This window comes from Pseudomonas sp. Yb2C2 (genome assembly GCF_052112325.1).
In the GTDB taxonomy this organism is placed as follows: Bacteria; Pseudomonadota; Gammaproteobacteria; order Pseudomonadales; family Pseudomonadaceae; genus Aquipseudomonas; species Aquipseudomonas marginalis.
The window spans coordinates 13,498-34,326 of record NZ_JAVAJK010000031.1 but is presented as its reverse complement, the minus strand read 5'-3'; the positions used below and the strand labels follow the sequence as shown (position 1 = coordinate 34,326).

Annotated in this window: 16 protein-coding genes and 1 pseudogene; 14 read left to right on the top strand and 3 right to left on the bottom strand. The window is 63.0% G+C overall.

Features of this window, described 5'->3' with window-relative positions; translation table 11 throughout:
* Window positions 1-89: 89 nt before the first annotated feature.
* Window positions 90-680, bottom strand: a pseudogene (locus Q8X51_RS29365) (HAD family hydrolase); the annotation flags it as partial.
* Between the two features lie 253 nt (window positions 681-933).
* On the opposite strand from Q8X51_RS29365, the gene Q8X51_RS29360 reads away from it, so the two are divergent.
* The 3 genes from Q8X51_RS29360 (at window position 934) to Q8X51_RS29350 (ending at window position 4,528) form a co-directional block, all read left to right on the top strand.
* A complete protein-coding gene (locus tag Q8X51_RS29360) occupies window positions 934-1,734 on the top strand; it encodes a glucose 1-dehydrogenase (protein WP_074845258.1) in 801 nt (266 codons plus the stop codon).
* On the top strand, window positions 1,727-3,553 hold the full coding sequence (locus Q8X51_RS29355; protein ID WP_330215165.1) for a glycoside hydrolase family 15 protein: 1,827 nt from the start codon (window positions 1,727-1,729) through the stop codon (window positions 3,551-3,553). Before Q8X51_RS29360 ends, Q8X51_RS29355 begins: the two co-directional genes overlap by 8 nt.
* A gap of 75 nt (window positions 3,554-3,628) precedes the next feature.
* Window positions 3,629-4,528 (top strand): alpha/beta fold hydrolase, encoded by a 900-nt coding sequence (locus tag Q8X51_RS29350; RefSeq protein WP_065926910.1) that lies wholly within the window; start codon window positions 3,629-3,631, stop codon window positions 4,526-4,528.
* On the opposite strand, the gene Q8X51_RS29345 is transcribed toward Q8X51_RS29350, so the two are convergent.
* The gene (locus tag Q8X51_RS29345) at window positions 4,525-5,493 is read right to left on the bottom strand and encodes a GlxA family transcriptional regulator (RefSeq protein ID WP_407694761.1); all 969 of its coding nucleotides are present in this window, start codon (window positions 5,491-5,493) and stop codon (window positions 4,525-4,527) included. The two genes, Q8X51_RS29350 and Q8X51_RS29345, sit on opposite strands and share 4 nt — an antisense overlap.
* 90 nt (window positions 5,494-5,583) lie before the next feature.
* On the opposite strand from Q8X51_RS29345, the gene inhA reads away from it, so the two are divergent.
* Entirely contained in the window at window positions 5,584-6,264 is a 681-nt protein-coding gene (gene inhA / locus Q8X51_RS29340) for an isonitrile hydratase (RefSeq protein ID WP_407694762.1), read from the top strand.
* Between the two features lie 163 nt (window positions 6,265-6,427).
* Here inhA and Q8X51_RS29335 read toward each other — a convergent pair whose 3' ends face one another.
* On the bottom strand, window positions 6,428-7,057 hold the full coding sequence (locus Q8X51_RS29335; protein ID WP_323147241.1) for a LysE family translocator: 630 nt from the start codon (window positions 7,055-7,057) through the stop codon (window positions 6,428-6,430).
* Window positions 7,058-7,217: 160 nt separating this feature from the next.
* Here Q8X51_RS29335 and Q8X51_RS29330 point away from each other — a divergent pair, with 160 nt between their 5' ends.
* From Q8X51_RS29330 to Q8X51_RS29285, 10 genes are all read left to right on the top strand, one after another.
* The gene (locus Q8X51_RS29330) at window positions 7,218-7,733 is read left to right on the top strand and encodes a sigma-70 family RNA polymerase sigma factor (protein ID WP_053132260.1); all 516 of its coding nucleotides are present in this window, start codon (window positions 7,218-7,220) and stop codon (window positions 7,731-7,733) included.
* Window positions 7,720-8,670: a FecR domain-containing protein gene (locus Q8X51_RS29325; protein WP_407694763.1), complete on the top strand. Its 951-nt coding sequence runs from the start codon at window positions 7,720-7,722 to the stop codon at window positions 8,668-8,670. The genes Q8X51_RS29330 and Q8X51_RS29325 overlap by 14 nt, the downstream gene beginning before the upstream one ends.
* A gap of 106 nt (window positions 8,671-8,776) precedes the next feature.
* A complete protein-coding gene (locus Q8X51_RS29320) occupies window positions 8,777-11,263 on the top strand; it encodes a TonB-dependent siderophore receptor (protein ID WP_407694764.1) in 2,487 nt (828 codons plus the stop codon).
* Window positions 11,264-11,693: 430 nt separating this feature from the next.
* A complete protein-coding gene (locus Q8X51_RS29315; protein WP_065926905.1) occupies window positions 11,694-13,133 on the top strand; it encodes an undecaprenyl-phosphate glucose phosphotransferase in 1,440 nt (479 codons plus the stop codon).
* Window positions 13,133-14,593, top strand: a complete 1,461-nt coding sequence (locus Q8X51_RS29310; protein WP_065947051.1) for a mannose-1-phosphate guanylyltransferase/mannose-6-phosphate isomerase — start codon at window positions 13,133-13,135, stop codon at window positions 14,591-14,593. The genes Q8X51_RS29315 and Q8X51_RS29310 overlap by 1 nt, the downstream gene beginning before the upstream one ends.
* 1 nt (window position 14,594) lies before the next feature.
* Complete coding sequence (locus tag Q8X51_RS29305) at window positions 14,595-15,506, top strand: glycosyltransferase family 2 protein (RefSeq protein WP_065926903.1); 912 nt, start codon at window positions 14,595-14,597, stop codon at window positions 15,504-15,506.
* 29 nt (window positions 15,507-15,535) lie between these two features.
* Window positions 15,536-16,312, top strand: coding sequence for a polysaccharide biosynthesis/export family protein (locus Q8X51_RS29300; RefSeq protein ID WP_027603103.1), 777 nt, complete (start codon window positions 15,536-15,538; stop codon window positions 16,310-16,312).
* A gap of 14 nt (window positions 16,313-16,326) precedes the next feature.
* Entirely contained in the window at window positions 16,327-18,318 is a 1,992-nt protein-coding gene (locus Q8X51_RS29295; protein ID WP_065926901.1) for a GumC family protein, read from the top strand.
* Entirely contained in the window at window positions 18,318-19,508 is a 1,191-nt protein-coding gene (locus Q8X51_RS29290) for a glycosyltransferase (protein WP_407694765.1), read from the top strand. The genes Q8X51_RS29295 and Q8X51_RS29290 overlap by 1 nt, the downstream gene beginning before the upstream one ends.
* Window positions 19,498-20,826 (top strand): GH39 family glycosyl hydrolase, encoded by a 1,329-nt coding sequence (locus Q8X51_RS29285; protein ID WP_315871861.1) that lies wholly within the window; start codon window positions 19,498-19,500, stop codon window positions 20,824-20,826. The genes Q8X51_RS29290 and Q8X51_RS29285 overlap by 11 nt, the downstream gene beginning before the upstream one ends.
* Window positions 20,827-20,829 lie beyond the last annotated feature (3 nt).

Here is a 20,829-nt window from a genome sequence, read left to right as displayed (position 1 = left end):
GTCGGTAACTCACGCATATCGGCAAAAGGTAACGCGCCGGCTTCGGCCAATATTCGATGTCGAGACAACGGACCAAAACCCAGGACTTTTATAGTGGCTGCCACGGCGGCTTGAATCCCTGTGACACTGTCTTCAATCACCAGCGCATCACAGGGTTCGACGTTGTAAGTTTCACACGCCGTTAAAAACACCAGCGGATCAGGCTTCCAACGCCCCAATTCATAACAACTGAATATTCGCCCTTCGAAATAAGGCAACAACCCCACAAGGCGTAAACACTGTTCGATCTTATTGCGCGGCGCACTCGAGGCTACGCAATAGGGAATTCCCAGCACTTCCAATACGTCAAGTACCCCATCAGTCGCTTTCACATTAAGCGTCAATGCTTCCAGCGCTCGAACTCGGAAGTCCTCTTCAAACTGAGGAGTCAAACAAATACCCATTAACTGTTCTGCTTCGCGCAGACAATCGGCAATCTTTCTTCCACGAAAGTGCTCAATGAAATACGCACTATCCAGTGTCTTGCCGTCCTGTACGTGTGCATTAAGCATGCCGATCAATACAGACAGGGTGATCTCTTCGCTTTGGACGAGTACACCGTCGCAATCGAAAATAACTAACTTAGGCAACGTCGTAGCTCCCTGCTCTGGTAGTTCCCCTATAGCTGCCGATGAACACATAGGCATCTCTTATAGGTGACTCCGCATGACTTCCGAACTACCAGCGGAGCGGGTTGAGGTGTGCTTATAAGACACGGGGCAAAAAACCCTGTCAAACGCTTTTTAGCGGTTTTTTAGTATCTTATGGTTATTTTTTATTCTTCTGTTATTCCATTTTCCACCATGGTTGTAGTCGCTAATTTCACACGGCTGAACTTCCGTTATGCGCCGTCAGTCAGCTACTTGAACTCACGAATTCAAGGTCGGGTGGGCAATGCATATCTCGTTGGAGCAACAAGTGGCGCTGGTAACGGGCGCCAGTTCCGGTATCGGCGCCGGTGCGGCCAGGGCCCTGGCGCAAGCCGGCGCTGCGGTGGTGCTCAATTACAACAGCCAGGCCGCGCCCGCCGAGGCGTTGGCAGAGCAGATCAACGCCGAGGGCGGCCGGGCGATTGCCATCGGCGCCGACGTGTCGAAAGAAGCCGATGTGGAACGCCTGTTCGCAAAGACCCTCGAGGCGTTCGGCCATCTGGACATCCTGGTGGCCAACTCCGGCATGCAGAAGGACGCCGCCGTGGTCGACATGACCCTCGACGACTGGAACGCCGTGATCGGCGTCAACCTCACCGGCCAGTTCCTCTGTGCCCGGGCGGCGGTACGCCTCTTCAAGCGCCAGGGCATCCGTGAAGGCGTATCCCGCGCCGCCGGCAAAATCATCCACATGAGCTCGGTGCACCAGTTGATCCCCTGGGCCGGGCATGTGAATTACGCGGCGTCCAAGGGCGGCGTTGAGATGCTGATGCGCACCCTCGCCCAGGAGGTCAGTGAACAGCGCATCCGTATCAACGGCATTGCGCCGGGGGCGATTCGTACGGCGATCAACCGTGCCGCCACCGAAGGCGCGGCGGAACAGGAGCTGCTCAAGTTGATCCCCTATGGCCGGGTCGGCGATGTGGAGGACGTGGCCAACGCCGTGGTATGGCTGGCCAGTGACGCCTCGGATTACGTGGTCGGCAGCACCCTCTTCATTGATGGCGGCATGAGCCTTTACCCGGAGTTTCGTGACAATGGTTGATTTGAAAAACGAACCACAAAGCGCCATCGATGCCCACGGCATCATCGGCGATATGCGCAGCGCGGCGCTGGTGAACGATAAAGGCAGCATCGATTTCTTCTGCTGGCCGGAGTTCGACAGCCCGTCGATCTTCTGCTCACTGCTGGACACCCCCGATGCCGGCACGTTCCAACTCACCCCGGACCTGCCCAACGCCCGCCGCGAACAGATCTACCTGCCCGACACCAATGTGCTGCAAACCCGTTGGCTCAGCGATGAAGCCGTGGTGGAAATCACCGACCTGCTGGTCATCAGCGAAGAAATCGACGACTTGCCCCTGCTGATTCGCCGCGTACGCGTGGTCAGCGGCACGGCCACCCTCCATCTGCGCTGCGCCGTGCGCCATGACTATGCGCGCGCCACCACCGAGGCGAGCCTGGATAACGCCAGCATCTGTTTCAACGCCGATGGCCAGCCGGGCATGCGCCTGTGCGGCAGCCATCCGTTGCAGATCGAAGATAACGCCGCCGTGGCCCGCTTCACCCTGGATCAGGAAGAAGGCGCCGAGTTCGTACTCGGCGGCCAGGACGATGAGCGTGTGGCGAGTGTCTGCACCGACCTGGCCCTGGCCCACACCTTGAAGTTCTGGCGCGGCTGGATCGCGCAGTCGAACTACCGCGGGCGCTGGCGCGAAATGGTCAACCGCTCGGCCCTGGCCCTCAAGCTGCTGACCTCGCGCAAACACGGCGCAATCATCGCCGCCGCCACCTTCGGCTTGCCGGAAACGCCTGCGGGCGAACGCAACTGGGACTACCGCTACACCTGGATCCGCGACGCCTCGTTTACCGTCTACGCCTTTATGCGCCTGGGCTTTGTCGACGAGGCCAACGCCTATATGCGCTGGCTCAAGGGCCGGGTCAGCGACTGCTGTGGCCAGCCGACCAAGATCAATATCCTGTACGGCATCGACGGCCGCCAGGAGCTGCCCGAAACCACGCTGGAGCACCTCAGCGGCCACGGCGGCGCCAAGCCGGTGCGCATCGGCAATGGCGCGGTCGACCAGGTCCAGCTGGATATTTATGGCGAGTTGATGGACGCGGTGTACCTGGTCAACAAGTACGGCGAAGCCATCTCCCACGAGGGCTGGAAACACACGGTGGAAGTCGCTGACCAGGTGTGTGAAATCTGGAACCGCAAAGACGTGGGCATCTGGGAAATGCGCGGCGAGCAGCATCACTTCCTGCATTCGCGGCTGATGTGCTGGGTGGCCCTGGACCGTGCGATCCGCCTGGCCTCCAAGCGCTCGTTGCCGGCGCCGTTTGCACGTTGGGACCAGACCCGCCAGGCGATCTATGCCGATATCTGGAGCAACTTCTGGAACGAAGAACACGGGCATTTTGTGCAGCACATCGGCAGCACCGCCCTGGACGGTTCGATGCTGCTGATGCCGCTGGTGCGTTTTGTCGCCGCCACCGACCCGCGCTGGCTGAGCACGTTGCAGGCGATCCAGAAAAGCCTGGTGCGCGACGGCATGGTCTACCGCTACCGCAACGACGACAACGCGATCGACGGCTTGCAAGGCACCGAAGGCGCATTCGCCGCCTGCTCGTTCTGGTACGTCGAATGCCTGGCCCGCGCCGGGCAAGTGGAGAAGGCCCACCTGGAATTCGAACAACTGCTGCGCTACGCCAACCCGCTGGGCCTGTATGCCGAAGAGTTCGACAGCCAGGCCCGCCACCTGGGCAATACGCCCCAGGCGTTGAGCCATCTGGCGTTGATCAGCGCGGCGACGTTCCTGGACCGCAAGCTCAGTGGCGAGAAGACGACCTGGCAGCCCTGAGGCGCCCTGCCTTTACAGGCAGGGCATCCCGTCATGTCTTTCGACTAGAGTTTCAACACCTGACAGGAGTCCACCATGACCATCACCGCCCCACTCCTCTACGTGCGCACCTCCATGCTCGATGTGGCGTATGAAACCCACGGTCCCATTGACGGCGAGCCTGTGATCCTGCTGCATGGTTTCCCTTATGACCCTCGCGGCTATGACGAGATTGCGCCGGTGCTGGCCGAACGCGGCTACCGGGTGCTGGTGCCGTACCTGCGCGGTTATGGCCCTACGCGGTTTATCAACGCGCAGGTGATGCGCTCCGGCCAACAGGCGGCGCTGGGCAAGGATCTGCTGGATTTCATGGATGCGCTGTCGATCCCGCGCGCCACCCTGGCCGGGTATGACTGGGGCGGGCGTGCCGCGTGTATCGTCGCGGCCCTGTGGCCGGAACGGGTACGCGGGCTGGTAACGGGCGATGGCTATAACATCCAGGACATTGCCAGGTCGCGCCAGCCACGGGCGCCGGTGACGGAACATCGGTTGTGGTACCAGTTCTACTTTCACACCCAGCGCGGTGTGGACGGGCTGACGGCCAATCGCCGCGAACTCTGTGAGTTGCTGTGGTCGCTGTGGTCGCCGTCCTGGGCCGACGGGCCAGGGCTGTATGGGCAGACGGCGCCGTCATTCGATAACCCGGACTTTGTCGAGGTGGTGATTCATTCCTATCGCCATCGTTTCATGTATGCGCCTGGCGATCCGGCGCTGGAAGCCATCGAGCAGGCCCTGGCGCGGCAACCGGCGATTGCGGTGCCGAGTATTTCGCTGTGCGGCGCCGATGACGGCGTGGGCCCGCCGTCGCAAGAGGATGACGACGTGGAGCATTTCAGCGCTTTTTACCGGCGGGAGGTGTTGCCCGGTGTGGGCCACAATATTCCCCAGGAAGCACCGCGGGCCACCCTCGACGCCCTGTTTGAATTGCTCGCCTAGGCCACCGGCGAGAACCGCTCGCGGTAGGCCTGGGGCGTCACCGACAAGGCCCGCATAAAGCTGCGGCGCAAGGTTTCTTCGCAGCCGAAACCACACTGCACGGCGATGCGCTTGATCGACGCCGTGCTGTCCGCCAGTTGCCGACGGGCGCTTTCGACGCGGATCAGTTCGACGGCGCGCGCGGGCGTCTGGCCGGTTTCAGCGCGGTAGTGGCGCACGAAGCTGCGCTCGCTCATGCCGGCCTGGGCGGCCAGGGTCGGGATACTCAGGTCGAGGGTCAGATGCTCGGCTATCCAGGCATGCAGCTCGGTGAAACGGCTGCCGCCCTTTTGCAGGGACAGGGTCACGCTGAATTGCGACTGGCCGCCGGGGCGCTTCAGGAACACCACCAGGTGCCGCGCCACTTCCAGGGCCACGGCGCGGCCCAGGTCTTCTTCCACCAGAGCCAGGCACAGGTCGATACCGGCGGTGACACCGGCGGAGGTCCACACCGCGCCCTGCTGGATAAAGATCGGGTTGGGCTCCACGGTCAACGCCGGAAACTTGCGCGCCAGTTCTTCGCAACGGGTCCAGTGGGTGGCGACGCGACAACCATCGAGCAAGCCACTGGCCGCCAGCAAAAACGCACCGGTACACACCGACGCCATGCGCCGAGTGTGCCGGGCTTTTTCGCGCACCCAATCCACCAGCGCAGGCTTTTCAGCGGCGCCGTACACGCCCCAGCCGCCCGCGATCACCAGGGTGTCGCAGGGCTGGTCGACCGCAGGCAACGGCTCGGCCACCAGCGCCAGGCCGGCGGAGGTCATCACCGGTCCGGCCTGGTCGGCGATCACCGTGACCGCATAAGGCAACGGCACGCCACGCTGGCGCGCCAGGTCATTGGCCGATGCAAACACCTGCAGCGGCCCGGTGACGTCGAGCACCTGGGCATTCTCGAAAGTGAGTACGTGAACAATTCTGGGCATGGTTGGCGTGATTCGTGGGTTCAATGGCGTATTCGCCAAAGCCTAGGCCGCTAGAGTGAGGTCGTCTACCCCTTTCTCGGAGCTTCATTCATGACCTTGCAGATCGGCTTTCTGTTGTTCCCCGGCATTCAGCAACTGGACCTGACCGGCCCCTACGACGTATTGGGTTCGCTGCCGGACGTGAAACTGCACCTGATATGGAAGGACCTGGCGCCGGTCACCTCGAGCACGGGCCTGGTGTTCACGCCGACCATGACCTATGCCGACTGCCCGACGCTGGATGTGATCTGCGTGCCCGGTGGTTCCGGCGTGGGCCCATTGATGGAAGACCCGCAGACCCTGGACTTCCTCAAGGCCCAGGCGCAGACCGCGTGCTACGTGACCTCGGTGTGCACCGGCTCGCTGGTGCTCGGCGCGGCGGGGTTGCTGCGCGGGCGCAAGGCGACGACGCACTGGGCCTACCACGACATGCTCGCCCCCCTCGGCGCCATCCCGGTACAGGAGCGCGTGGTGCGTGACGGCAACCTGTTCACCGGGGGTGGCATTACCGCCGGTATCGACTTTGCCCTGGTGCTGGCGGCGGAGTTGTACAGCGAAGCGGCGGCGCAACTGGTGCAGTTGCAGATCGAATACGCGCCAGCACCGCCGTTCGATTCGGGTCGCCCTGACACAGCGCCTGCGCATGTGCGGGAAGAAGCCAACAAACGCACCGCCGAATCGCGCAGGGCGCGCGGTGAAATCGTCGCGCGCGCAGCAGCACGGCTGGGCTGAGCCTGTACCTGTGGTGAGCGAGCTTGCTCGCGCTGGGGCGCGAAGCGGCCCCAAGCTTTGGAGGGGCTGCTGCGCAGCCCAGCGCGAGCAAGCTCGCTCACCACAACAAGCTCGTTTGGCCACAGACCGCTTGCTCGCCGCACAATCCCTTCACCTCATGGGGTCAGGCTGGGCGCGACATCACCGCCAGGCGCACCGCCAACACGCTCAGCACCGTCGCCAAGCCCCATTTCTGTAGCCAGGCGGCTCTTGGGCGCCTGGCGAAGAAGCGGCTCAGCACCCCGCCGAATATGCCCAGCAGCAGGTGAAACACCCCAGCGATCAAAGTCAGCACGCCCCCCAACAGCATCAACTGCACGGCGATGGAGCCGGCCTGCGGCCGTACGAACTGCGGCAAAAACACCACAAAAAACAGCAACGCCTTGGGGTTGAGCAGGCTGTTGAGCATCGCCTGTAGAAACACCCGGCCAAGGGGCACACGGTGCAGGTGGGCAGTATCTGGCCCAGGTTTTTTCTGCAGCGTCTTGAACACCAGCCACAGCAGGTAGACCACACCCGCACAGCGGATCACGTCAAAGGATGGCGGCCAACTGGCGACCAACGCCGTTACCCCGCTGGCGGTCAATGCGCTCAGCAGTATGTCGGCGACACCGATGCCCAGGGCCGAGGCCACTCCCCCGCGCCAGCCGTGGGTGACGCCATGGCTGATCACAAAGGCCATGTTCGGCCCCGGGGATAACAGCAACAACAGCACAGCACCTGAAAAAACTGCCAGGGTCGCAAAGTCGATCATGCTCAAGCCGTCCACCGGGAAAAGCCTGCAGATTAGTGCGTGGGCCTGGGGCGAACAAAAAATTGTGCTGGATACATTGTTCATCGGCAATTGCGAATGGCCACGACCAGCGTCTAGAATGCGAAACATTATCAATTAAGACTGCTGCGCCAGGATGCCCATGTCGAGCGATCACCCACTGGACCATGCCGCTATCGGCCAGCTTTACCACACCCATCACTCCTGGCTGCGCGGCTGGTTGAGCCGGCGCACCGGTTGCCGTGAACGTGCCGCCGACCTGGCGCAGGAAACCTTTGTGCGCCTGCTCAACGCACGCAAACAGCAGGCCGTACTGCAGCCGCGCGCGTACCTGAGCAGCATCGCCCGCAGCTTGATGATCGACCAGTACCGGCGCCGCGAACTGGAGCGCGCCTACCTCGAAAGCCTTGCGCATTTCCCCCAGGCCGACGTGCCGTCGGAAGAAACCCGCCTGCTGATTCTCGACAGTCTGGAACGCATCGACCGCCTGCTCGACCAGCTCAAGCCGCGGGTGCGTGAAGCATTCCTGTTGGCGCAACTGGACGGCCTGACCTGTGCGCAGATCGCCCTGCGCCTCGGGGTGTCCAAGGCTACGGTGGAGCGTGACCTGTCCAAGGCGCTGCACGCCTGCTATCGGTTGCGCTATGCCGACCTCTGACCCGCGCCTGGTCGACCAGGCCATCCAGTGGATGATCAAGCTGCGCTTCAACGTCGCCGACGACGCGAGCACCGCTGCGTTCGAGCGCTGGCTGCACACCAGCGCCGAACACCAGCAGGTCTGGCAACGGGTGGCGACGATGAATGATGAGTTCAGCCACCTGCCCGCGCAGGTCGGCCGCCACGCCCTGCACGGGGCGCGTCGACGTATCAGCCGCCGTGAAGGGTTGAAGCTGCTCGGCCTGGTGGCCGGTACGGCCGGCCTGACCTGGTTCGGCCGCGACTACACCCCGCTGCCCGCCTTGATGGCCGACTACCGCACTGCCACCGGCGAACGGCGTTGGGTGGCGTTGAACGACGGCAGCCGCATCCAACTGAACAGCGCCAGCGCATTCGACGCGGTATTGACTCAGGAGCGGCGCCTGGTGCAGTTGCGCCAGGGTGAAATACTGGTCAATACCGGTGCCGACACGCGGCCCTTCTGGGTACAGACCCGTGACGGTTACCTGCGCGCCCTCGGCACGCGCTTCCTGGTGCGCGAAGACGCCCAAGGCACCATGCTCGCCGTGCAGCAGGGCACGGTGGCGGTGTTTGCCGACAACCACGCCGCCGGCGCGCGCCAAGTGATCAACCCCGGCGAACAGGTGCTGTTCGACCGCAGTGGCATTCGTTCTCTGGTCGCCAATGGCCTGGACCCTTGGGCCTGGAGCGAAGGCGTGATCAGCGCCCGGGACATGCGCCTGGATGCTTTCCTCGCCGAACTGGGCCGCTACCGCAACGGCCTGCTGCGCTGCAGCGAAGCGGTGGCCGGGTTGCGGGTGTCGGGCACTTATCAGTTGGACGACACCGATCAAGTGCTGGGCCTGGTAGCGCAATCACTCAAGCTCGATGTCACTTACCGCAGCCGCTACTGGGTGACCGTCAGCGCCCGCGTTTAACATTCTCGAAAATAAATGAGGTGAATTCTCATTGCCGCTCGACCTGTAAGGAAAGGCCGATCAACAGGCCGGTTCTGTTCACTTCCTTCAGGAGCATCCCGCGGTCATGCAAGCGTTCCCCTCCCCACGTTCCCCCCTCAAGCACGCGGTGCACGCCGCCTTGCTCGGCGCCTGCCTGAGCTGCGCCGCCGCGCCGCCGTTCGCATGGGCCGAAACGCCGGCCAGCGACACCCAGGCCCGCGACTGGAACATTGCAGCCGGTTCCCTGGCCACGGCACTGGACCAGTTCGCCCGTCAGGCCGGCATCAGCCTGTCGTACGACGCCACCAGCGTCGCCGGCAAGACCAGCCCGGGCCTGAGTGGTCGCCTGGACCGCGAGCAGGCGCTCGACCGGTTGCTGCGTGGCCAGGGCCTGCAAGCCCAGCGCCAGGGCAACAGTACCTGGCTGCTGTTGCCGCAAGTGGCCGACAGCGGCGCGCTGAACCTGGGCGCCACCACAGTCACTGGTGAGCGGTTGGGCGCCACCACCGATGGCACCGGGGCCTACACCACGGGCGCGGTGACGATCGGCAAGGGCGAACACAGCCTGCGGGAAACGCCGCAATCAGTGAGTGTGATGACCCGCCAATTGATGGATGACCAGAACCTCACCACCATCGATGACGTCATGGAACGCACGCCCGGGATCACCACCTACGAATCGCCCATGGGTGGCAAATATTTTTATTCCCGTGGTTTCAAGATGCTCGGCCAGTACCAGTACGACGGCGTGCCCCTGGACATGGGCAAGGACTACGTGCAGGCCGACAGCTTCAGCGCGAACATGGCGATCTACGACCGCGTCGAAGTGCTCAAGGGCGCGGCCGGCATGCTCAAGGGCGCCGGCACCGCCAGCGGCGCGGTGAACTTCGTGCGCAAGCGGCCCCAGGCCAAGCCCACCACCAGCCTGTCGCTGTCCGCCGGCACCTGGGACAACTACCGCGCCGACGTCGACACCGGCGGCCCGCTGAATGACAGCGGTACGGTGCGCGGCCGCGCGGCGATCAGCCAACAGAATCGCGGTTCCTACATGGACATTTCCAAGCGCCAGGACCACGCGTTCTATGGCGCCCTGGATGTCGATCTCAGCGCCGACACCACCCTGGGCTTCGGCGCCAGCCATGAAGACGTCGACGCCACACCGTGCTGGGGCGGCCTGCCGCGCTATGCCGACGGCAAAAGCGCCCACCTCAGCCGCTCCACCTGCCTGGGCCAATCCTGGAACGACTGGCAAAGCCGGCGCACCACCTTCTTCGCCGATCTCACCCACTCCTTCAACGATGACTGGAAACTCAAGGTTGCGGCCGTGCACAGCCGCAACCTGCAAGACACCAAATACGCCGCCAGCGAAGGCACCATTGCCTACGGCAACCCGACGCCTACGGCCAACTCCTATGCGGCGCTGATGGACTACGACCACAAGGACTTCGGCCTCGACGCCTATGTGGACGGCAAGTTCGAAGCCTTCGGGCTGGAACACGAACTGATCCTCGGTGCCAATGGCAGCCGTGGTACCCAGGACGATGTGTACGCGATCCAGAACCTGCCCAGGCGCCAGGGCATCTACCAACCCGACCACCATTTCCCGGAGCCGGCCAACAGCACTTTCTGGCCGAACATGTATCGCGGCGGCACGGTGAAGGAAACCGCGACCCAGTACGGCGCCTACACCACCTTGCGCCTGCGCCTGGCCGAGCCGCTGATGTTTATCGTAGGCAGCCGCGTGAGCTGGTACGAGAACCGTCGCCAGTCCAACAACCTGGCCTGGGGCGAGTGGGCCTTGCAGGATGCCCGCACCCGGGAAACCGGTGAAGTGACGCCGTTTGCCGCACTGATCTACGACCTCAATGAGCACCTGTCGGTATACGCCAGCTACGCGGATATCTTCCAGCCGCAAAGTTCCTATGCCACGCTCGATGGCGCCGCGCTCAAGCCGAAGATCGGTGACAACTACGAGCTGGGTATCAAGGGCGAATGGTTCGACGGGCGCCTGAACAGCTCCCTGGCGCTGTTCCGCGCCGTCGAGAAAAACGCGGCCGAATCCGATTACATCGCCCAGTGCCCGACCTCCGCCGACGGCTATTGCTACACCGACAGCGGCAAGGTGCGCGCCCAGGGCGTGGAGGCGGAAATCAGCGGTGAAGTCCTCGAGCGCCTGCAGGTATCCGGCGGCTACACCTACACCCAGACCAAGTCCCTGAAGAACATCGATACCGCCCTGGAAGGCGGCACGTCCAACACCTACGTACCTCGACACATGCTGCGCATGTGGGGCGACTACCAGCTCGACGGCGCCCTGTCGAAATGGAGCGTGGGCACCGGCGTCAACGCCCAGAGCAGCAATTTCCGCGTGCAGACCATCAAGCTCGAACAGGCCGGTTACGCAACCTGGAGTGCCCGTGTGGCGTACCGTATCGACGACACTTGGACCGTCGCACTCAACGGCAACAATCTGTTCGATAAAAGTTACTACAACACGGTGGGTACAGCCTCCTGGGGTAACTTTTATGGCGAGCCGCGAAATTTTACGGTGAGTTTGAAAGGCAACTTCTGATCTGGCGAAAGTCCCGCAGGCAGGGCACTTCGTGCGCCCTGCCACCCCCTCTTTGTCCCCCCTTCCTACCGCCTTTGAAAAAAGGTTTTTCCTTTATGCAGGAAAAATCCTGCATTTGTTTCTACACTCAAAAACACACCCAATCACCGCGTACCCGGACAAGGAATGTCAATAAAATGCCGAACAAAACACTGATAAACCTGTCTGCCCTGCCACCTCCGCACCATCGTCAATTCATTGACAAGTTGATTAAGGGAACACTCCTGTAGTCACTACCCCCGCAAATTCCCTTCAAATGGATAGCTGCATTTGAATTGATAGTTGCGTATTACCCAGAGTAGCCGTAGTTGGAAGTGCCCTCTAAAGCAGTTCGCTGCTTTATTGAACAAACATCCAAACAATAGCTCTGGCGTGCAATGAGGGATGTTTTATGCGAGAGAAGTCGTCCGTCGACAGCCTGTTTTTAACGCGCGCCGGTTTTGTTGAGTTCTTTGTTGTTTTCGTCAAGTTCATACATGGCCTGAGTGCCATTTTGCCCCCGCTGATCCTGGTGATGTTCATCGACCCGATGGACCCTGAACTGCGCGGGCACTTCCTCGGCCTGCTGGTATTTTTCGCGGTCCTGACGATCATTCTGTTCCAGGCCCTGGGCATCTATTCCGAAGAACTGTTCAGCAACCGACTGCGCCTGAAAACCAAGGTGAAAGCATGGTCGGCGGCGTTTTGCATCCTGTTGTTCATGTACCAGATCCTGCAGTTTTTCCCGCAATTGACCCCGCGCAACCTGGTGGCCTGGTACTTCGCCAGCCTCGGGTTGTTCTGCCTTGAGCGCCTGCTGATGCTGCGCCTGTACCGCAGCCTGATGCGCAAGGGCAAATACCTGCAACGTACGGTGATCCTGGGCTTTACCGACACCGCCATGCACGTCGCCGACCACCTGCAACGCAACGGTGATATCCGCTCCGGCCTGATCGGCTTTATCGACGATCGCACCGAGCGGATCCCCAAGGAATTGAGCAACCTGCCCCTGCTGGGCAACACCCGTGAGCTGGAAAAACTCATCCGCGCCGAGCAGGTCAACCAAGTGATGATCTGCCTGCCCTGGGCCGCCGAGCAGCGCATCCATGGGTTGGTCAACCGCCTGCGGCAGATGTCGGTGAACGTGATGCTGGTGCCCGACATGGCCGCGCTGCGCTACGGCCATAGCCGCATCACCGACGTGGGCGGGATCCTGATGTTCAACACCTCGCAATTGCCGTTGCGTGGCTGGTCGCCGGTGATCAAGCGCCTGGAGGATGTGCTGCTGGCCAGCCTGGCCCTGGTGGCGCTGTCCCCTGTGATGGTGGCGACGGCGATTGCGATCAAGCTCGACTCCAAAGGGCCGATCCTGTTTCGCCAGAACCGCTTTGGCTACAACGACAACGAAATCCGCGTGTTCAAGTTCCGCTCGATGTACACCGACCAGAGCGACTTCACCGCCGAACGCCAGACCACCCGCGCAGACCCGCGCATTACCCGGGTGGGGCGCATCATCCGCAAGACCAGCATCGACGAGCTGCCGCAGTTGTTCAACGTGCTGCTGGGCAACATGTCCATGGTCGGCCCGCGCCCCCATGCCACGGCGACCAAGGCCGCCGGCATACCCTTCGAAGTGGCGGTGAGCGAGTACAGCTCGCGCCACCGCGTGAAACCGGGGATCACCGGCTGGGCGCAGATCAACGGTTACCGGGGTGAGACCGACACCCTGTTCAAGATCCAGAAACGTGTCGAGTACGACTTGGAGTACATCTCCAAGTGGTCGGTGTGGTTTGACCTGTACATCGTTTTCATGACGGTCCCGGCCGTCCTTTCCACCAAGGAAGTCTATTGATGAAGACCCTCAACGGATTAATTCCCTGCATCGTTTCCGGTGGTTCGGGCACTCGACTGTGGCCGGTGTCGCGGCAGAACATGCCCAAGCCCTTCATGCGCATGCGCGATGGTCAGAGCCTGCTGCAAAAAACCTTCCTGCGCGCGGCCAAACTGCCCGGCGTGGAAAGCGTGCTCACGGTGACCAACCGCGACCTGTTGTTTCGTACCCTCGATGACTACCGCGGAGTGAACAACGCCCGCCTGCCCCTGGACCTGCTGCTGGAACCGTTCGGGCGCAACACGGCGGCGGCCATCGCCGTGGCGGCCCTGCATGTGCAGGAGCATTTCGGCGGCGACGCACAGTTGCTCGTGATGCCCGCCGACCACCTGATCCTCAATGAAGTGGCGTTCGCCGAGGCCGTGACCCAGGCCCGCGACCTGGCCGAAGCCGGCTACCTGGTGACGTTCGGCATCCAGCCCGACCACGCGGAAACCGGTTTTGGCTATATCGAGCAAGGCGAGGCGCTGAGCCAGGGCTACCGGGTCAAACGCTTCGTCGAGAAACCCGACCTGGCCACCGCCCAGGCCTATCTGGACGGCGGCAAGCACCTGTGGAACGCCGGCATGTTCTGCTTCAAGGCCAGCACCCTGGTGGATGAGCTCGCCACCCATGCACCTGACGTGCTGGAGGCCGCACGCGCCGCGCTGGAGCACAGCCAGAGCCTGCAGAACATAACCTCGCGCCAACGTGAACTGGATGCGGATGCGTTCGGCAGTGCGCCGGATATTTCCATCGACGTGGCCTTGATGGAAAAGTCCCGGCAAGTGGCCGTGGTGCCCTGTGACATTGGCTGGAGCGACATCGGGTCCTGGGAAGCGCTGCGCCAGCTCACCCCCAGCGATGCCCATGGCAACCAGGTCAATGGCGAAGCGATTTTGCATGACGTGCACAACTGCTACATCGACTCGCCCAAGCGCGTGTTGGGCGCCGTTGGGGTGCGCGACCTGATCATCGTCGACACCCCCGACGCGCTGCTGATCGCCGACGCCCACCGCAGCCAGGATGTGCGCTACATCGTCGCCGAGCTCAAGCGCCAGAATCATCCGGCGTACAGCCTGCACCGCACGGTGACCCGGCCGTGGGGCACCTACACCGTGCTGGAGGAAAGCAGTCGCTTCAAGATCAAGCGCATCGTGGTCAAGCCCCTGGCCTCGCTGTCGTTGCAGATGCACCACCACCGCAGCGAACACTGGGTGGTGGTCAGCGGCGCGGCACAGATCACCAATGGCGACCGCGAATTCCTGATCAACGCCAACGAGTCCACCTACATTCCCGCCGGGCACAAACACCGGCTGACCAACCCCGGCATCATCGACCTGGTGATGATCGAAGTGCAGAGCGGCGAGTACCTGGGCGAAGACGACATCGTGCGCTTCGACGACATCTACGGCCGCGCGCCTGCCGAGGCGAAAAAATGACATGCGCACTTCATTGATCATCCCCACCCGTAACGCCTCCAGCCACCTGGCACGCCTGCTGCCCGCGCTGAAGATGCAAACCCTGCAACCTGACGAGATGCTGGTGGTGGACAGCGCCTCCAGCGATGACACCGTGGCGCGCTTTCGAGCGTTCGGCGCGCGGGTCGAGGTGATCGACGCCCGTGACTTCAACCACGGCGGCACCCGCCGCTGGGCCAGCGAACAGGTGGGTGGCGACGCACTGATCGTGATGACCCAGGACGCCATCCCCGCCACCCCCGAGACCTTTGCCAACCTGCTCGATGAATTGCAGCAGGACCCGCTCAACGGCGTCGCCTACGGGCGGCAATTGCCCCATCCCGATGCGGGCGTGCTGGGCGCGCAATCGCGGCACTTCAACTACCCGGAACACAGCCGCAGCAAAAGCCTGGCCGATGCACCGGAGCTTGGGATCAAGACCTGCTTCAGCTCCGACTCGTTTTCGGTATACCGGCGCAGTGTGTTGCAGGCCGTCGGTGGCTTCCCTGCCGACGTGATCGGCAGCGAAGACGCCTTTGTGGCCGCACGCATGCTGCTCGACGGCTACAAGGTGCGCTACGCCGCCACCGCGCTGGTGCATCACTCCCACGATTACAAACTCATGGACGAGTTTCACCGCTACTTCGACATTGGCGTGTTCTACGGCCGCGAGCCGTGGATCAAGCAGGCCTTTGGCGACGCGGGTGGCGAGGGCAAACGCTATGTGCTGGCCGAACTCGCGGCGCTGCGCAAAGCCGGCGCCTTGCACCGCGTGCCCGAGGTGCTGGTGCGCAGCGTGTTCAAACTGCTCGGTTACCGCCTGGGCCATCTTGAACGCCGCCTGCCGCTCGCCCTCAAGCGGCGCATCAGCATGTTTCCCGGTTATTGGAGGTGAGCAGCATGACCCACAGGAAGTCCCCCTTGATGAAGCGAAGCGTGCTCGCCCTGGCCATGCTGGCCCTGGCCGCCTGCAACACCCCGGCGCGTATCGAGCCACCGGACAGCAAGACCGTCGAGGACGGCAAGCGCGCCCTCGACCAACTGGCCCAGCTGCCACCGGCGGTGGAACGCATCCGTATCGGCGACCAGTTGCGCATCGTCCGCGATGCCGGCGAGATGCCGACGCTGTCGGCGTTCAACGTCAGCACCATCTACGAGCTGACGCTGTACACGGTGCAGACCGACGGCAAGATCAACTACCCGTTCCTGGGGCCGATCCAGGTTGCCGGGCGCCAGCCATCGGAGCTGGCCACCCAGTTGACCCACGAGCTCGCGGCGACCTACCGCGAACCCCGGGTGACGGTGAACATCAACCAGGCGCCGAGCAACTCGGTGATCGTCGGCGGCGCGGTGAATAACCCCACGGCGGTGCAGATCGCCACGGCCAACACCCTGGAACAGGCGATTGTCGGCGCCGGCGGGGTCAGCCCGGCGGGCAACGCGAGCATGGTCGCGCTGCTGCGCGAAGATGCCCAGGGCGCCTATCGTGCTTACTTCCTGGACTTCAGCCAGCTCCTCAAGACCGGCGCCAACGGACGCAAGCCGGTGCGCCTGCAACGCGGCGATGTGGTGTTCGTGCCCAAGTCCAACGTCGGCGAGCGCATCCAGGGCGTGGACACCTACATGAACCAACTGATCCCGTTCACCAAGTCCATCGGGGTCGGCTACAACTACACGCGAACCAGCGGCGGCAGCAATTAAAGGAGCGACATCCCATGATCGAGATCCGTTCTTTTCGTGATCTGCTACGCCTGTTCTTCATCTTCCGCCACGAGTTCAAACTGGCCGCCATTGCGGCGCTGGTGATCATTCTGCTGGGGGCTTTCCTGCTGCCGGCCAAGTACGAATCCACGGCGCGCCTGCTGGTCAAGCCGGGGCGTGATTCGACCTTGCCCATCGAGATCAGCAATCGCCAGGCGCTGGTGATGCCCAGCACCCAGCGCGACCCGATTGTCGACGAAGAGCGCCTGCTCACCGGGCGCCCGATTGTGCGGGCGGTGGCCGAGCACTACCTGGAAGTGATCAGTAACGCACCGCCACCGGAAGGCTTCTGGAAGCGCACCAAGTACTACGTCAAGAGTGGCATAGGCGCGGTGTTCGATGGCATCCGCGTGGTACTGGAAACTGTCGGCGTGGTGGAAAAAACCACGCCGGTGGAACGCCTGGCGGCGGGCCTGGAAAAGAACTTCGAGGTAAGCCACGCGGCCGGTTCCACGGTGATGGACATCACTTTTACCTGGGGCGACCCGGAGATAGCCCAGGCGGTGGTCAAGGATTGGGTCGAGACCTATGTCAACGAACGCACCCAGGCCCTGGGGCGCAAGAGCCTGTACGTCTTCTATGAAGGCCAGGTCGCCACCAGCGCCACCGAGATCCAGAGCTACAAGCAACAGATCCTCACGCACCTGAACCAGATCGGCGCGGCGAGCATCACCGATCGCCTGGAGGACTTGTCCGAGCGCATCAACGTACTGCGGGGCGAAACGTTCAACACCACGCGCCTGATCGCCTCCTCCGACAGCGCCATCCAGAGCACCCGCACCCAGCTCAAGAGCCAGCCCAAGGAAGTCACCACGGTGCGCCAGATCGCACTGAACCCCCAGCAGCAGGACCTGCGCCGCCTGCTGAACCAGAAGCTGCTGGAAAAGGCCGACATGATGCGCACCTACACGGACAACGCGCCGCCGGTCAAAGCCCTGGATGCATCGATCCGCGCAATGCAGGCCCATGTCGCGAGTGAAAGCAACACCGTGCAAAGCTCGGAAAACCGCGCGCCCAATACCCTGGAAATCCACTTGCAGCGAGTACTGCTGGATGAGTCGAGCAACAACCTCGCGCTGCGTACCCAACTGACACAACAACAGAAACAACTGGCCAACCTCGAAGCCCAGCGCAAGCAAGCCCTGGAGATCGAACCGGAACTGACACGCCTCGCCCGGGAGCTGGGCGCCGCCGAACGCAACTACGCGTTGTATGTGGACAACCTGGAAAAATCACGCATTGACCGCGAACTGGATAACAGCCAGATCAGCAACATCGCGGTGATCGAAGAGGCCACCCTGAACCCCGGCCGTATCTTCCCCAAAACCCTGGTGATGCTGGTGCTGGCGGTCCCATTCGCCCTCGTCGTCGGCCTGCTGGTGATCTACCTGTGCTACCTGCTCGACCAGCGCATCCACGATGGCGGCCTGGCGGAACGCAAGTTCGGCCTCCCGCTGTGGACCACCTTGCCCGAGCTGGACACCAGCACCGCCCAAAGCACCAACGCATTCAATGCGAGCATCTACCGGCTGTACGGGTTGCTGCAGTTGGAGCGCATCGCCGAGCAGGGCCTGACCCTGGGGCTGACCTCGGCACGGCACGGCGAAGGGGTGACCTTTGTGGTGGAACAACTGCGTCAGTTGCTGCAGGAAAACGGTATCAACGTGCGTGTGGGCGGCGCCGAACCGGCGGCGCCAGGTGAAGTGGTGCTGCTGGACGCCTCGGCGCTGCTGGATAACCGCGATGCGTTTATCAACCTGCGTCGGGCCGACCTGATCGGGCTGGTGGTGGAAGCGCAGAAGAGCACGGTGCCGGTGGTGGAGCACGCGCTGTCGATCCTCAACACCGCGTTCGGCAAGGTCGACGGCATCATCATCAACCGGCGCAAATTCGAAGTGCCGGCCAAGGTGCTGAAAACCATCGCCAAGTACCGGGGGGCGTTCTGATGCGCGTCGCCCTGCTCGCCCCGTTGCCACCGGAGAAAAATGGCATCGCCGACTACGCGAACCATTTCCGCACGGCACTGGAACAACTGGAGGTGACGGTGCTGACGCCGTTGGCCGGGGTGGCGGGCAACAGCGAGGCAATCAAACAGGCCATCGGTGGGTTCGACTGGCACAGCGTGGACCTGGTCCACGCCGAGCTGGGCGGTGGACGGCTGGGGGAGTTCCTGGCCCTGCGCGAATTGCGCAAGGCCTACCCGGCACTGCCCTTGACCGCCACGGTGCATGATCCGGAACGCATCGTCTGGCGGCGTGAGCGGTTGCCATTCCCGTTGAACCTGCTGGAGCGCTTGCCCAGCCCGATGCCACAGGCGGCAGTGGTGCTGGCGGATCCGCTGACCTTGCGTGAAGAGCGCCAGGTCGCCGCCGGGTTGACCCGTTTGATCACCCTCACCCGCCTGGGCGCCGAGTGCCTGGGCCAACGCATGCAACTGCCGACGGGGAAAGTCGCGGTGATCAACCATGCAAACCTGGCGATTCCATCGGCGCCGTTGCCGCCCCTGGATACGCTGCGCCTGCTGTACTTCGGGTTTATCTACCGGGGTAAAGGCATCGAAGACCTGTTAGAGGCCCTGGCCGGCGTATTCAAGCAGGCCCCCGAATTGCGTGAGCGTGTGCGCCTGACCCTGGCCGGTGGCACCGCCGCCGAAATGGCGTTTGGCGCAGGCGGCAACTACCTGGAGCAGTTGAACCGCCAGATCGCTGAACTCGGCCTGGCGGATGCCATCGACTGGCGGCTGAACCTGCCGGCTGAAGAGATTGCCCAGACCATCCAGGCCCACCATGTGATGGTGCTGCCCTATCGCGAATCGAAAAAACTCGGCCTGCTCGGGCGCCAGCGCGGGACCAGTGGCGCGCTGTCCTGGGCTGCCGCCTGCGGGCGCGGGGCGATTACCTCCGACGCTCGCGCGTTTGCCGAGGAAGTCGCCAGCGGCAACGGTGCCATCTACCCCGAAGGCGATGTGGATGCCCTCAGCGAGCAACTGCTGCGCCTGGCACGCACGCCGCTGCTGGCCCGGGACTGGGCCGAACGCGCCGGCGAAATCGGCCGCGAACGCTTGTGGCCGTTGACCGCGCAGAAGTTCAAGGCGCTGTTTGAGCAAGCCATCGAGGGCAGCCACCATGGCGCGTAAACGCACCTACGTCGCCACCCTGGTCGTGGTCGCCGCCCTGGGCCTGACCGCGTTTTTGTGGGGGCGCCAGGCCGATGCCGAGAGCCATGTGCTCAAGGGCAACAAAACCGTGGTGTGGAAGGATTTCCTCGGGGTGAACGCGCAGTTCCTGTGGTTCGCCCCTGAGCGCTATCAGAAGCAGATAGACCGTCTCAAGGCGCTGGGCCTGGAGTGGGTACGCCTGGATTTGCATTGGGACCAGCTGGAGCCGGTCCCAGGGCAATACCAGGTTGCGACGCTGGATCAGTTGGTAGGCAAACTGCAGGACAACCAGCTCAAGTCGGTGTTCTACCTGGTCGGGTCGGCGCCGTTCGCCACCACTGCGCCGGTGGGTGCGCCCTATCAGGACCAGTACCCGCCGAAAGACCCGAACGTGTTCGCCAACCGCATGGCGCTGTTGGCCCAACGCTACCCCAGTGTCGACGCCTGGCAGGTGTGGAACGAACCGAACCTGCTGGGCTTCTGGCGCCCGGCAGCCGACCCGGCCGGCTACGCCGCACTGCTGACCACCACCGCCGCCGCGTTGCGCGCAATGAGCCCGAGCAAACCGGTGGTGGCCGCCGGCATGGCATTCTTCAGCGAAATGCCCAACGGCCAGAGCATGTTCGATGCCCTCGGCGCCCTGGGCGTGGCCAGCCTCAATACCGTCGTCTCGTACCACCCTTATACCCAATTGCCCGAAGGCAACGACCCGGCCAACCTGGACTTTATCGCCAGGACCACCGCGCTCAACCAGGCCCTGCGCAACGGCGGCGTGCAGACCCTGTGGAGCACCGAGTGGGGCTGGTCGACCTACACAGGTCCCAAAGACGCCCAGGACATCATCACCCCACAGGCCCAGGCCGATTACGTGGTGCGCCGCCTGGCGCTGATGAGTGCGCTGGATTACGACCGGATCTTCCTGTTTACCCTCAGTGATCTGGACCAGCGCGCCAGTGTGCGTGATCAGTCTTACGGTTTGCTCGACATCGACGCCAACCCCAAGCCGGTCTACACCGCGCTGAAAAATTTCCTCGACGTCAGCGGTCCGACGCTCACCCCCGGCGACCCGCCCAGCGCCGATCAGTTGCCCGACGGCCTGTTCAGCATCGGCTGGACCCGCGCCGACGGGCGCAAGCTATGGTTCTTCTGGGCGGCCGGGGGCGGCAACGCACACCTGCCCAACCTGGCCAGCGCCACCCTGTATGACCCGCTGCGCGGTACGCAAACCCCGGTAAGCGGCACCCACGGGCTGACCGTCATGGTCAAGCCGAACCTGCAAATTCTGTTATGGGAGTGAGGC